General features: G+C 57.0%; 4 protein-coding genes. 2 read left to right on the forward strand and 2 right to left on the reverse strand.

The features are described 5' to 3' along the window. Positions 1–445, forward strand: a 445-nt coding sequence (locus tag RUDLU_RS28210; RefSeq protein WP_044129692.1) for a T9SS type A sorting domain-containing protein, incomplete at its 5' end; no start/stop codon positions are given. Positions 446–509: 64 nt separating this feature from the next. Here the strand turns inward: RUDLU_RS28210 and RUDLU_RS0124640 are convergent. Further along, a complete protein-coding gene (locus RUDLU_RS0124640) occupies positions 510–4,751 on the reverse strand; it encodes an ATP-binding protein (protein ID WP_157580441.1) in 4,242 nt (1,413 codons plus the stop codon). Positions 4,752–5,368: 617 nt separating this feature from the next. On the opposite strand from RUDLU_RS0124640, the gene RUDLU_RS0124645 reads away from it, so the two are divergent. After that, positions 5,369–11,782: a beta strand repeat-containing protein gene (locus tag RUDLU_RS0124645; protein WP_083940644.1), complete on the forward strand. Its 6,414-nt coding sequence runs from the start codon at positions 5,369–5,371 to the stop codon at positions 11,780–11,782. A gap of 95 nt (positions 11,783–11,877) precedes the next feature. Here the strand turns inward: RUDLU_RS0124645 and RUDLU_RS28995 are convergent, their stop codons facing one another. Beyond that, positions 11,878–15,594, reverse strand: coding sequence for a PAS domain S-box protein (locus RUDLU_RS28995; protein WP_083940645.1), 3,717 nt, complete (start codon positions 15,592–15,594; stop codon positions 11,878–11,880). Positions 15,595–15,766 lie beyond the last annotated feature (172 nt).

A 15,766-nucleotide genomic window follows, 5' to 3' on the forward strand; every position in this document is an offset into this window, starting at 1 on the left:
GGTGGAGTACTTTGCCATCGGCATCACCGGCTGGACCACCAACGTCACCGGTATGATCGAGGCTGGTCTGCGGGCTGATCCCAAGCCGGTCACCATCCGGGTACGGCAGAATGGGGTGGAGGGCACCCCGGTTGTGTTCGACTTCGGTGCCTTCTGTAGCCGCCCTGCGCGCGTAGCCACGGAGACGGTATCTGAACTGGATGTGGTGGTGCTGGGCAACCCGACTCCCGAAAGCTGGGTGGAGGTGCAGGTGGCCAACCCCGCCGGGGAGGCTCTGCAACTGCGGGTAATTTCGGCTCAGGGTCGACTGCTTAACAGTCAGGAAGTGGCTCCAACGAGTCACTTTATTCGGCAGCGGGTGCAGCTGGGCACGGATGCCGGTACCTATCTGTTGCAAGTGGCAACACCCACCCGCATCAAAACCGTGAAGGTGGTGCGCCAGTAGTGTTCCATTTTACTAATCGATGAGATAGGCCGGGTAAGCGATCAACGCTTACCCGGCTTTTTGCTTATGTGTCGGCCTCCTGCGCTTCGCCCAGCTGCCGAATCATTGCGCCTGGATTGCTCCCAAACCGCTCGCGGTAAAGCTGGATAAAATATGAGGTCTTCTGGTAACCTACCTGGTAGGCAATGGCCTTAATCGGCCGGTCGGGGTGTGTTTCAATCAGTTCTCGGGCAACCTGCAAACGTACCTCCTGAATAAGCTGACTGGGCGACATCCCCGTCAGGGTTTTACAACGGCGCAGTAGCTGCCGGTCGCTGCTCGAAAGGAGTTCGGCCAGGGTTTTGACCGAAAAAAACTCATCGGCCAGGTTTTGCCGGATTACAAGCTGAACCTCGCGCAGCCAGGCTTTATCTATACTATCGGAGGGTCGCTCAGGTTCGCCGGGTTGCGGCTCGGAGTTCTCCTGCCCCATCCAGATACTCTGCTCCTCTTGCCGACGCAGTAAATTCTGAACGCGTGTGAGCAGCTCTGCTTCATAAAAAGGCTTGGTAAGGTAATCCGCCACGCCCATTTCCAGCGCCTGCAACCGGCTTTCGAGATCGGCCCGGGCGGTGAGCAGCACCACAGGAATGCCGCGCAGAGCCGGGTTGCTCCGCAGTGCTCCCGTTAATTCCAACCCATCGACCTCGGGCATCATGATATCGGAAATAATTAGATCAGGCAACTGGTCGGCCGGTAAATTGCCTAGCATATCCAGTGCCTCGCGTCCATTGGGGGCCGTTTGGAGGGTGTAATACGGCGACAGAATAGTCTCGATATACAGGAGCATATCCCGATTGTCGTCGACCACCAACAATCTTTTATCGGCCGTTGGCTTGCTCACAGGCTGTTGCTCGGCTTGCGGGTCGGATAGCGGCTGCGTTTCTGACTTCACTTCGTCGCGATTAGAAAAGGCATCGGGTCCGGGTGCAACGGTACCCGCCGGTTGCCATGACCGGATGGGGTACGTAATGGTGAAGGTGCTGCCCCGGCCCAACTGGCTGTCAACGGTAATCTGACCACCCCAAAGTCGGCAGTATTCCCCACAGAGCGCCAACCCAATACCCGTACCACCGTGCAGGGGTTTGTCGGTCTGGTTGGTTTGAAAATATCGTTCAAAAAGGTGGGGCAGATCGTCGGGGTGAATTCCGCTACCGGTATCCGAAACCTGCAGTCTGACTTCCGAATCTGTTTGCTGCCAACAAACGGTTATCTGTCCACCTTTGGGCGTGTGTTTGAGCGCGTTGCTCAACAAATTGCGGAGTACCGTTTCCATTTTCTGCGCATCGAGCAACATGGGCAACGCCTGCCCCCCCCCTTCAATGTGAAGGCTAATACCCGCATACGCAGCCTGGGGAGCGAAGGTGTTCACGGTTTCCCGAACAACCTGAGCCAGATCAGCGGGCTGTTCGGTGAGGGCCAATTGGTGATCACCCAGTCGGGACAAGTCCAGCAAATCATTGACCAGAGTGAGGAGTTGCTGCGCATTCCGCTCCATGGTTCCAAGCAGTTGCTTCGTTTTACCGTCGGCGACCCGACTCGATAGGTAATGCAGCGGTCCCGACAGTAAGGTGAGCGGTGTCCGAAACTCGTGGGTGACGTTTGCGAAAAAGCGGGCTTTCAGGGCGGCATTGGCCTGCAAATCAGCCGCCTGTTTAGCAATAATCGCTTTGTCGGCCTCTACCTGTTTCGTTCGGCGGGCCACCTCCGCTTCCAGTCTGTTTTTATCCTTAATGAGTTGCCGATTGCGCCATCTAAACACGAGCCAGATTGCTACGCCCGACAGCAGTAAACAGAGCAAGATAAACAGAGGTCGTGCGTAAAAAATCTGCTCGACGCTGACTGGCACTGAAAGCACGGGCGACGCCCAACTACCCGAGGGGGTTTGAGCCCGTACCTGCAGGGTGTAATACCCGGCGGGAAGGCCATTGATACGCAACTCGGATGATGGCAGCATAATCCATTTTTCCTGCCAGCCCTGAATTCGATACCAGTAGCGCGTATGATCCAGATTTCGATAATCGAGCAACGTAAACGAGAGGCTAAACAAACGGTCGGATGGACTGAGCAGTATGCCACCCCGCTGCTGATATTCGGGCAAATGATTGACCATCTGCCCCGATTGGGTGTTCAGTTTTTGGTACTGGGTCACCTGCAAGGGCTGAACGAGGGGTTTGTCAATCCGAATCTGATCGGGATAGAAAGCCGTTATGCCATTCATTCCGCCCAGATACAGTCGACCGTCGGGGGCCCGATGGTGCGCAATCAGGTTGAATTCCTCGTCGGCAATGCCATCCTGCGCATGGAACACCTGAACCCGGTGCGTATGACGGTCAAAACTCATCAGGCCGTAATTGCTCGGAAGCCACAGCCGCCCGTACCGGTCTTCGTAAATAGCATACAGCGTATTGTCCGACAGACCCTGTCGGCGGGTGAATTGCTGGTGCACCCCCCGCCTACGGTCCCATCGCAGTAAACCGCCCCCCCGAGTGGCCAGCCAGTACACCTCAGCGGAGTCTGGATCAGGGTGCACAAACGTGATGTGATCGACGGGGAGCGGGCCGCCGGATGAGTGGGTTCGGTATCGGGCCATGATCCCCCGCAACGAATCGATCCGGTATAACCCCGTTGAAGCCGCTACCCAGATGGTGCCCGTTCGTTTGTCCGGGAAAAATCCATTGATCCGGCTTTTGGAGAGTTCGTTGAACCCATTGTACCGGCCAAACGGTTTTACCCGTCTGGTGAGCAGGTCAACCTGAGCGATGCCACTGTTGTACCCAAGCCAAAGCGTATTGCCTTGTGGCCAGATCGTAACCAGGGGGTTATCCGGCAACACCGAAACGGGGGTTGTCTGGTATGTTTTGGGGTCGATACACAACAAACCATCAGCCCCGGACCAGATCATCCCGTCGGGGCCGAGCACAACGGGACATTGGTTTAGCAGATACTTTTTCTGACCAAGCGCGTTGTTAAAAACAAACTGACTCCGACCCGTTTGTTTGTCCACCAACTGAGACTCCTGCGCATTCACCCAGAGATTGCTCCCCAGTGTCAGCATACCCCGGATGGCTTGACGGGTGGCGTCTTTCCGGGGATTAGCCAGGTGGAGGTACCGTTGAAAACGGTTAGGTTCCAGCTTCAGAAGCAGCACGCCATTGAGCGTACTCACCCAAACACCCCCGGTCTGATCTATCAGGATCTGATGTGCTTTCTGTATAGACGTCATCGGAAAACCCGTTGAGGCCAGGTCATACACGACGCCATGTTGCGGATGCCAGGCGACCAAAACCTGCGGTCCACAAATCCAGAATAGGTTATGTTGGTGATCAAAAAAGATTTTCAGCTCACTGAAGGGGTACCGGGTGGGGTCGGCAAAGGGATTCTGCGACAATCGTATGGGCAATGCGGTCAGTGTGCCGTCGGGCGTGAGCCGGTACAGCAGTTTGTCCAACGGGTTAGGCACCGGAAGAGTGGCCGAGTTCTGTTCGGGCAATCGTTGGAAGTAAACAGCGCCGGCCGAGTCTTTCCAGAGTGGCTTAGCAGTAAAGCTCATGCCCTGCCGACGGAGTACACGCCCCACCGAATCCAGCTCGACCAGCTCGTTGGATCCATCTTTGCCACTGCTGGGATATGTCAAGAGAAGGGTTTGCCCGGCTGTTTCCAGAGCCGTGAACCGAAACGCGTTGGTACCGGCCAGGCCGGGGTGGGTAAATAGGGGCCGAAACTGCCCGTGCCCCCGGTTCCACCAAATAACTCCCCGTCGGCTACGAACATACCGAAACGAGCCAGTGAGCGACGGAATGTAATCGTAAATCGGGTCGTTACGGAACGGATTGGCCCGGCCGAAGACGTTCTCAAATGTTTGTGGAACGGATTGGCCGGGTTTCAAAATGTACTGCATTCGGCTACCCATCACCACATTGCTGGCCATCCACAGATTCCCCGCCCGGTCGGTCCGAATCATTTCAATGGCCGGATTTGAGGCCTGTTGTTGCCGGATATTGGCCGGAATAGCGAGCTGCCCGAATCGAACCCCATCGAACCGATAGGCCCCCTCCAGACTACCAATCCAGATGAAACCTTCTCGATCCTGACCAACCGTCGTTACGGTTCGGTTGGGAAGTCCCTGCTCCAGCGTGATGTGTTTGAGGCTGATTACATACCCTTGCGGATTGGCGGGTACCTGTGCATGCAGCGAGCGGGTAGCAAAAAAACAACTGATAAAAACCCAGAATCCAATGTAAAAACAGGTACTGCGCAATCTCATTAGCCGGTAGGTAGTTTAACGTAACAACTAAGGTACGTTAAACAAACAGACGCCCTACAAACACGCTCATCACCTATTTATTTTTTGTACGTATCTCACAGGGTCAATAGCACCCTCAAACCGTGACAGCCCCTGCGCCTGAAACGGGGCATGAACCGTAAGTAATCGCCGTATCGGCTACTACCAATAATTTTCTCTTAAATACATCCTATATAAAGTCGAAATAAATCAATTAAAACGGTTTAATGGCGGATTTGGGGTATCGAATGTCGGATCTGTGGCAGCGCTGTTTGCTTGTTTTGCAGCCACAGTATGTAAGTGATGAAACGACCATACAGATACGCAAAAGGGGTGTATGGTATGGCCTCGTATCTATCAGTCTATTGAAATGGAGGTGAGTTGAAAGCGAACGTAAGATTGAGACAATTCGCAAAACCCGGCTGTTGAGCTGTTTCGGTTATCCCGAACCGACCCGACGGCCCAGCCGGGCACTTTGTCCTCATTCACAAACACACGCCTGACTCCCATCGTCAACCGAAGCCCTAATGCCAGTTCCTGCATAGTTGTATGCACGCTGACAGGATCTACACTGTAGCATTCTCTTTCCCAAAAAACAGATGAAACATTCTCTACTTTCTGAAAGATTAAACCGATCTCACAGCCGTTGGGTGCATTACATCAACGGGCTAGTATGGGTAGGCTTGTTACTGCTGATTCACAGCCCGGCGGCCCAGGCACAGGACTGCACTGCCCCCTTGATTACGATCTCGGCCAGCCCCAGCCTGACCATTGCAACCGGCACTACCGCCCGTTTAACCGCATCGGGGGCCAGTAGTTATACTTGGAGTACCGGCGCTACCTCGACCACCGTTACCACTACCACTGCCGTGAGTGTGTATTCCGTAACGGGCGTAACCGGGGGCTGCTCAGCAACAGCATCCGTGCAGGTGGTGCAGATAGCCTCCTGCGCACCCGAAATCGTCTATCCCTGTAGTTATACCTACACGGGTCAGGGGTACCCCGATTACACCTTCTTCCGGTCCGACGGTACGTATTCTACAACTTTTACAGTGGGCGAACCCATCTTTAGTTTCGGATTCGACCCTTCTCATACGTGCCGAACTCCATCGACGCTAAAGCCGGTTTTTGCCAATTTACCCACTGGGGCCCAAGTCCTTTGTCCCAATATCTTTATGGCGACTTATTTTAGCCAGGGTTTATCAAAAACCTGTCCTAAGATTGGTCCGGCCCAGTATCTGATCGGCACATACCAAAAGTTTTCCTTCACCACGCCAGGTGTATATCCTGTTACGTTTACCGACGGCACGACGGTCAATATCACGGTTGATCCCGATAGTCCGATTCCACCACCGACCAACTCAGTTACTCTATCGGCCTCGCTTGAATCAAGTAAGCCTGTAGCATTTACGGCGACAGCTTCAAGGCAGGAATTACTGGAAACCCAAGTCCTTGGTGTTACCGGACCCGGTGTTCCTCCATCCGGATACATTTATTCCTATTTTCAGTGGACAGGAAATGGGTTAACAGAAGCCAAGATCCAGGCTCCTGAAAACACATATACATTAAACAACCCTTCCTGGGGAGTTACCTATCAAGTTGAGTTGCTGCCTGCATTAGTTTATTGTGGAAACAAATCAAGAATTATCAGCAACTCGATTACCATTCCAAACCCAACAGCTTCGGTGAGTGCCAGCACCGTTTGTGCAGGAGGGAGTGTGAGCCTGAGTAGTACAGCGGTAGGTGTTGGGCCGTTTAGTTACACTTGGGTAGCCCCGGAGGGTATAACCCTGTCGTACCCGGGTAGCCCCTCACCTACGGCCACAATTGCGCCCACAGTCACAGGCGAGCAAACATTTACGCTTTACATCCAGGATATCTCCTCACTAACAGCCCAGAGTGCCACGGTCACCACCAGTGTCACAGTCATCAATCCTTCGGTCAATGTTACGACCTTGCCCTCGGCTACCATCACCTCCGGTGGCAGCGTAACGCTCACGGCCTCAGGGGCCGACTCCTACACCTGGAGCAACGGCAGCTCGGACAACCCGATCACCCTGAACAACCTGACCTCGGCCACTACGCTCTCCGTCACAGGCATAACGGGGGGCTGCTCAGCAATAGCGAGTGCGGTGGTAAGCGTGACAGCTGTTCCCTGTGCGGTGACGGCCACCATCAGCGGTAACCCAATTTTCTGCGCTGGTTCATCGGCTACCCTGACCGCATCGGGGGCCGGAGACGGTGGTTCCTATCTGTGGAGCACGGGTGAAACCAACCCGACAGTTGCGATTAACACCAGCACCCAGGTATCGGTGACTGTAACCACAGCCTCGGGCTGTACGGCTACCACCAGCATACAGACGGGCGTAGGGGCGCCCCCCTCGCTCACGATCTCGGCAAATCCCAGCCTGACTATTGCAACGGGTATGACGACCCGACTCACCGCAACCGGGGCCACCAGCTTAACCTGGAGTACAGGAGCCCGCTCAACAACAATTTCAGCTGGCTCAGCGGGAACTTACTCCGTTACAGGTATTTCGGGCGGTTGCTTGAGCTCAGCCTCGGTGCAGGTGGTGCAGGTGGCTCCCTGTCCGGAAGAGCCAATGAATGCTCTGGGCATACCGCCCGGAAACGGATACCCCAACTACCTGTTTTTTCGGATTGATGGCACCCATTCGTACACCTTCGCCCCCGGCGAGACGATCTACAACTATGCTTCTGATATCGCTAACCCCAACACGTGTAGGCCCCCCACATCCATAAACCCAAACTACGCAACCCTACCAACCATTGCCCGCATAATTTGTCCATACACACTTGTTCGCAATTATGTTACCGCATCGCTCGATGGCGACGGAAATCTGACATACCTGACCAAAACCTGTCTAGCAGTTGGACCGACTCGGTATGTGTTTGCTGCACAGGCAAAGTTTGCGATCGATACACCCGGTGACTATCCGATTACGTTTGCGGATGGAACAACCCGCATACTCACCATTTCGGCCTCAGCGACGCCGGCTATAGACCCCGGCTGGTCGCTGACGATGTTGGCGGCCCCCCAACCCGACGGTACTCTATCGTTGACGGCCGTTCCGGTTAATCTGATTCAGGGGAGTCAAAATATCGCATCCTATACCTGGCAGCGAGGCACTAATGTCTTAGCTTCATTTGCCACTTCCAATACCTATACTGTAACTAATCCTCTATGGGGTCAGCCTTATCGGGTTACAGGCTTCGTTCGCAACTTTGTAGGTGGCCCATTTTCCGCCACGCTCACCAGCAACGACTACACGGTTCCGTTTCCTGCACCACAGGTTGGCTCGACTACGGTCTGTGCTGGCAGTGAGCTGGGCTTATCGGCTGTTGTGTTAGGGGCTGCCCCGTTCAGTTATAGCTGGACAGCTCCACAGGGCATTACACTGTCGGACCCAGCCAGCAGTACCCCAACGGCCACGATCGGAGCTACCGTGTCGGGAGAGCAAACATTTACGCTAACGTTTATGGACTCCACTACGCCCACGGCTCAGGTCAGCACACAAACCGTCAGTGTCACGGTCAATCCGGCTCCCTCGTTACTAATTACAGGCAGCCCCAGCTTAAGCATTACAACAGGCGGCAGCGTAACCCTCACCGCCAGTGGGGCCAACAGCTATCGCTGGAGTAACGGCAGTACGATTAACCCACTGGTCTTAACCAACCTGACCTCGGCCACCACGCTCTCCGTAACGGGTACCTCAGGCACCTGCTCCGGTACGGCGAGTGCCACTATTGGTGTTACAGCCACTCCATGCGCCATCTCGGCCTCCATCAGTGGCAACCTCACTGTGTGTGCGGGCAACCCAACCACCCTCACCGCTGCGGGGGGCAACCAGTTCCGATGGAGCAGCGGGGTCACCACCGCCATCAACTCCATTACTCCTGTCAAGACGGGGGTTTACTCCGTCACGATTACCGATACCGCCACCGGCTGCACAGCCACCACCGGCGTTACCGTCGAGCTTGTCAGCTTCCCCGGTACCCCGACCTTGGCCGCCAGCGGAACCGTTTCTTGTAGTTTTCCGACTATTACGCTCACCACCACCCCAGCCGCACAGGCTAACTATCAATTTATTGGTCCCGGTCTCACGCAGAATGGATTGAGCCATACTGCCACCGTTTCGGCAGGCGGGACATACTCGGTCATCGTAACGACCATCAATGGCTGTACAGCCCTGGCCACGACCACCGTGCAAAGTGCAACGAATGCCGTCAATGCCACACTGGCCGCTTCGGGAACAATCTCCTGCGCCAGCCCCAGCGTGACTCTGACAGCCGCGCCGGCCGGAGCAGCCTATCAGTTCAGCGGCCCTGGGCTATCCCAAAACGGGCAAAGCCAGACGGCCGTAGTGACGCAGGCTGGCACGTACTCGGTGATTGTGACAGGTGCAGGCGGCTGTACGGCCTTGGCTACGACCACCGTTACTGGCAGCACCATTGCCCCCCAGCTAAGCATTAGCGCCAGCCCATCGGCTACGCCAACCCAGGGACAGGCCGTGACACTGACCGCGTCGGGTGCCGACTCCGGGGCGACGCTCACCTTCGCCTGGAGCACCGGGGCGAATACGGCAAGCATCAACCCGCCGACATCCGCCACCGGGGCTACAGTCTACTCCGTGACGGCGGTAGGCCCCAATGCCTGCTCGGCCACCGCTCAGATCACCGTGACGGTTGGCAACCCTGCCCTCTTCTGCGGACCCGACCCGGCCACTATCGGCCGACCGCTGACCTTGCTTGAGCCAATCTACGATTGCGCCACCGGACGCGTACAGTTCCGCGTGAGCGGGGGTAATGGTACGCCCATCACCTATGCCGCCGTCGGCATCACCGGCCCAACAACCACCTGCTCGGCCTTTGTTGATACACAGCTGGCCCAGGACATCCGCGCCGGACGGAGTAATGTGGAGCCATTCCTCATTACCGCTACCCAGAACGGTGTCACCGTTAGCCTACGCTGGGATGCCCGCGCCACCTGCGCCGGTGGAACCGCCAACACCCCGCCCGCCCTCGCAAACGTTGTGGGCCCGCAGTCGGCTACCCTCGGTACACCCTTCAGCCTGGATCTGAGCCGCGTCTTCACGGATGCCCAGACGCCCGATGCCCTCGTGCTTGCGGCTACGGGCCTGCCCGCTGGCCTGCAGCTTACCGCACGCACCCTGTCGGGAACGCCCTCGACTACGGGTATCAGCACCGTGACGCTCACCGCCACCGACCCCGGTGGACTCACCAATACAACGAGCTTCACCCTTACCGTAGGGCCGGCGGCCAGCCTCACCGTGACGCCCCCGCCCACCGGCACCGCCCTGGCCGCTACCCTGGTGAGCTATGGGTGCACCGCCGGAGCGATCACCTTCGGCTTTACCGGCGGCTCCGGCGCTCCGGTCGAGTATCTGGCCATTGGCGTGACGGGCTGGACCACCAACCCCACCCACGTGCTGGAAGCAGGCCTGCGGCTCGACCCCAAGCCCATTACGATTCGCGTGCGCCAGAACGGCGTGGAAGGAACGTCCTTCGTGTTTGACTTTGCGGCTTACTGTGCAGGAACCCTTCAGCCACCCACCAACACGCCACCATCGGTCGCTAATGCCATCGGGCCTCAGTCGGCCACCGTGGGGGTATCTTACAACCTCGATTTGGGGGCCATCTTCACCGATGCCCAGACGCCCGGTAGCCTAACCCTGTCGGCAACCGGCTTACCCGCCGGGCTGTCGTTGAGCGGCAATCGCATCAGCGGTACGCCTTCGACCTCGGGCGTGAGCACCGTCACCCTGACGGCGACGGATCCGGGTAGTCTCTCGGTGAGCACGAGCATCGTGATTACGGTGCACCCCAACAGCAGCACGGGCATTACCCCACCCACTCCGCCTGTAGTTGGCGGACCACTGGCGGCCACCGTGGTGAGCTACAACTGCCAAACCGGGGCCATTACGTTTGGCGCAACCGGTGGTAACGGGGCAGCGGTCGAGTACCTGGCTATCGGCATCAACGGCTGGACGACCAACACCAACCACCTGATCGAGGCCGGGCTGCGGGCCGACCCCAAGCCGGTCACCATTCAGATTCGCCAGAATGGGGTGGGTGGCACGCCATTTACCTTCGACTTTACGGCTTTCTGTGCGGGCAATCCCCAACCACCCACCAACACGCCCCCGACGGTTGTGAATGTCGTAGGGCCTCAGTCGGCCACGGTGGGCGTTAACTACACCCTGAATTTGTCAACCGTATTTTTCGACGCCCAGACGCCAGCGGGAAGCCTTGTGCTGGGGGCTAACGGCTTGCCAGCCGGGCTCTCGCTGAGCGGCAGCAGTATTTCGGGTACGCCCTCGACTTCGGGCGTTAGTTCGGTAACGCTGACAGCCACCGATGCGGGCGGGCTGTCGATAAACACTGGCTTTGTCTTGACGGTAAGCCCGGGGGGCAACACCACCCCCACCACCCCACCCGTGGGCGGGCCATTGGCCGCGACCGTTGTGAGCTACAATTGCCAAACCGGAGCCATTACGTTTGGCGCAACCGGCGGCAACGGGGCAGCGGTCGAGTTTTTCGCGATTGGTATTACGGGCTGGACCACCAACGTAAACGGCACGATTGAGGCCGGGCTGCGGGCCGATGCCAAACCGGTGACTATCCGGTTACGGCAAAACGGCGTGGAGGGTATTCCGTTTGTGTTCGACTTCGGGGCTTTCTGTAGCCGACCCGCGCGGGTAGCCCAGCCAAACGAGGCCCCTCTTACTTTGACAGTTTGGGGTAACCCAACGAGCCTAGATGCCGTTGATGTGGAGATTGGAGGAGCCGATGGGCAATCGCTTAGAGTTGAGGTAATGGGCAGCTCAGGGCAGATACTCCATACGGAAACCCACCCGGTAGCCCCCGCCAACTTGCGGCAACGGGTTCCCCTGCGAGCTGGGCCGGGCGTGTACCTGATTCGCGTAAGTACACCCAAAGGCAGCGTGATACAAAAAATCGTGCGGTACTAATTCAATGGTGATATAGATTTCAGCCAAAACGCCCGGTGCATGTCATCGGGCGTTTTGGCTGTTTATACGGAGTTTTTATTCCGAAATGCCTACACTCACCCGCCTGGGTTGACCGGCAACGACAACAGCAACTGGGTCAGCCTGGCTATGTCGACTGGTTTTACGAGGTGGTCGTTGAAACCAGCCTCAAGGCTTCGTTGCCGGTCTTCGGCCTGCCCGTAGCCCGTGAGGGCAATCAGGGTCAGTTCGGGACCAATGGGTAGCTGTCGAATAATACGGCAGGTTTCGTACCCATCCAGATCAGGCATACCAATATCGAGGAGAACAAGCTGGGGGCGAAGGGTTTGCAGGGCTTCGATCGCTTCGATACCACTGTACCGGGTGTGCACCTCGTTTTTAAGAACTTTCAGCAGCATGGAAAGGGTGTCGGCCGCATCGTGATTATCGTCGACGACCAATATCCGGTGGCCAGATCCATCGGGGATTGTCAATTCATCGGATGAATTCATATCTTTTACGTATTCATGGTGTAGTGGCAGGCTAACGATGAACTCACTCCCCCGACCCAGTCCCTGACTGCGCGCTTCGACGCGACCGCCGTGGAGTTCAACGAGTTTCTTCACCAGCGTGAGGCCCAGTCCAAGCCCCCCCCGTGAGCGGGCCAGGGACGTATCGACCTGCACAAACAAGTCGAAAATGGCCGAAAGATGCTCGGGGGCCAAACCGATCCCGTTGTCGGCCACCCGAAGCTGTGCTTCCTGACCATTTTGCGTGAGTGTCAGCCAAACCTGCCCGCCCTCGGCGGTGTACCGGGCCCCATTGGTCAACAGGTTAACCACGATCTGCGTGAGCCGGGTAGCATCGCCGTCGACGTACAGGGGCGAAGGCGGTAGCGTCGCCCGGAGTAACCGCCCGCTACTGTCATAAAGGGGCCGCGTGGCATCTACCGCCTGCCCCACTAGGGCCGTGAAATCGACGAGTTGAGGGCGAAGTTCAATTTTGCCCCGACTGATGCGACTCAGATCCAGCAAATCGTCAATTAACCGTATTAAATGATTTACCTGCCGACTCATCATGTCTACGCCTGAGCGCAGGGTTTCATTTTCAACGCCGGTCATTGAGAACACCAGCAGCATGTTGCGGATTGGCGCAAGCGGGTTGCGTAGCTCATGGGCGAGCATGGCCAGAAACTCGTCTTTTCGCTCGTCGTTTTCGCGCAGGGTTTGCTCCATGCGCTGCCGGTCGGTGAGGTCGCGGGCAATCTTGACGTACCCTACCAGTTGCCCGTCGGCATCGAACAGGGGGGATAGCACACCCGACACGTATAACCGCGAACCATCGCGCCGGATGTGGTACCGTTCATCGGCGGCCCGACCCTGTTGTCGGGCAGTGATCATTTCGGCCTCAGGTACCCCGGCGGCCTGGTCTTCGGGCGTGAACGTAATGGCCCCCGACTGACCAATGGCTTCCTCGGCTGTGTAATGAAACATTTGCCAGGCACCCGGATTCCAGCCGGTAATGATGTTGCGGGTGTCGGTGGTAATAATGGCGTGATCGGCAATACTGTCGAGTACAATGCGTAGCCGTTCCTCTCCCGCCCTGTGTGCTTCCTCGGCCTGTTTCCGGTCCGTAATGTCGAACATAACCCCGCTCATGCGGGTCGCCTGCCCGTTTTCTTCGGCCGTCACTCGTCCGTAGCCGCTCATCCAGCGTACGGCCCCGTCGTCGCGCAGGGCCCTAAACTCGGCATCGTAGACACTTTTTTCCCGAATAGCCTCGTCTAACTGATGTCGAAGCGAGGCAACATCGTGCGGATGAATATGCCCAAAAAACACCTCGGGCAAGATGGGTTGGTTGTGGGGCGTCATGCCGAAAAGCACGAAATGCTGGTCGTTCCAGTACACCTCGTCTGTGAGCAGATTCCACTCCCAGGTACCCATTTCGGCCGCTTCGACTGCAATCCGGGTCCGCTCTTCCTGCCGACGAAGAGCGCGCTCAACCCGGGCGCGTTCGACGGTGGCCCAGGTTCGCTCGGCGACCTCCCGCGTCAACGTGATTTCGCCTTCGGTCCAAACCCGCGCCTTGCCGACCAACACACTAAATTTCCAGACGAGCACCCCTCCTTTGACAAGCGGCACCGAAAGCAGTGATCCAATACCGAGCGACGTAAATGCTGAGCGAGTGCGTTCGGAGCGAAACGGATTTTCAAGCGTATCGTTCATAATGAGCATATTACCACTACGCAACACATCGACCGTCTCGCCAAAATCGGCCAGCAGATATTGCCCCCGCATAGATGGCAAGTTCTCCTGTGCATAGTCTGAGCCGATCACGGCCAGGCCATTCGGTTCGTCTATTTCCGCGAAGTAAGTGCGGTCGGCTTGCAGATACTCACCCAACAGCCGACACGCCAACTGCTGGATGGCGGCCGCATCGGTCAGGTAACGGAGCTGATCGCTGAGGGAGGTCAGAAACGCCTGCCGACGGGCATTCTGACTCAGGCGCTCCTCAGCAAGCCGCCGTTCGGTCACATCGACAAACGCACATAGGCCATACAGCAAGTGCCCCTCTGTATCGTAAATCGGCACCCCGTTGACGTTCACATAACCGGGGGTACCGTCGCCCCGGAGCAGCTTCACGTCGTCGGCCACCACGCGCTCGCCGTTTAGGAGAACCCGCGCCATCGGCATCTGTTCAACTGGAATCGGCTCGCCGGTTTCTTCATCAATCACCTGCCATTCGGCATATTCCTGAATAGCCTGACTCTCCCAAAATGGGTGGCCTAAAATTCGGGCAACCTGATCGTTGCCGTAAATCAGTTTACCCGTCGCATCGGCAATGACAACCCCCACGGGCATTTCGTCCAGGACGGTGGCCAGGCGCTCCTGTTCTTCTTTCAGTTTCTGGCGGGCATGTACCTGTGCGGTTATATCCACACACACCACGCTCACGCCCGTTATAGCCCCGTATTGGTTTCGGTGCGGCTCGTACATAAAGTCGACGAAAAGGGAATCGTGCTTCTCCGCCCGACATACGTCAATCACCTGCTGATGTACAATGAGCGGTTCGCCCGTTGTGAACACCGACTGTAGCTTTTGGGCAAAATCGGGCTCCTGGGCTTCTGAAAAAACCTCCATAAATGGTTTGTAGACCACGTCGTGACGCTGGCGGCCCCAGAAATCGAGCATCAGCTGGTTAACCTGAGTAATCACAAACTGAGGCCCGTCGAGAAGGGCCATTGCAACCGGCGCCTGACGGATAAGCTCCTCGAACTGACGGCTTTTGGTCTCCAGCTCCCGACCCATAGTCACGTGCCGTGTTGCCTCGTGCCCCACCGCCAGCACCCCGGCCACCCGACCCGTTTCATCGGGCACAGCGCAATAACTGAAAGTCCAGTAGGTATCCTGAAGCTGACCGTTTCGTATAAACGGAATCGACTCATTTTCGGACCAGGTGCCTTCGCCTGTGTTGCGTACCTGATCAATAAGTGGCTTAATGGTGGTCCATATATCGCCCCAGCAGTCCATGGCCTGCTGACCCAACGCTCGCGGATGCAAGCCCGAGTCGGCCAGAACCTGCCGGAACGCATCGTTGTAAAACTGCACCAGGTTATCGCCCCACCACAACAGCATCGGGAACTTGCAGGACAAGAGGGTGCCCAGCGTAGTCTGTAGGGGTTGCGGCCAGGTATCGGGTGGCCCCACCGACGTTTCAGACCAGGCAAAGGCGCGCATCAACGCGCCCATTTCACCCCCGCCTTTGAGAAACGGATACACTGTATGTACTGAGTTGGTGCCCATGAGTGTGTTCATTCATCAGAAAGGGCGGAGATGATCCGGCGCTGCTGCCAACACAGACATTATAGTACGGATCGCTAAGGGTACCGATCAGCACGGTAGCTGAGCCGTTAGCTGTTGCTGTAGTTTAGCAGATTAGCCTGTAGAGAGCCGGAGATCACTGTAGCCGAAATCGTCTGAAACAGTT

This window comes from Rudanella lutea DSM 19387 (genome assembly GCF_000383955.1).
Classification (GTDB): Bacteria; Bacteroidota; Bacteroidia; order Cytophagales; family Spirosomataceae; genus Rudanella; species Rudanella lutea.

Coding starts and splice junctions, on each gene's coding strand:
- RUDLU_RS0124640 (WP_157580441.1), bottom strand. CDS start 4,751: ATGAGATTGCGCAGTACCTGTTTTTACATTGGATTCTGGGTTTTTATC.
- RUDLU_RS28995 (WP_083940645.1), bottom strand. CDS start 15,594: ATGAACACACTCATGGGCACCAACTCAGTACATACAGTGTATCCGTTT.
- RUDLU_RS0124645 (WP_083940644.1), top strand. CDS start 5,369: ATGAAACATTCTCTACTTTCTGAAAGATTAAACCGATCTCACAGCCGT.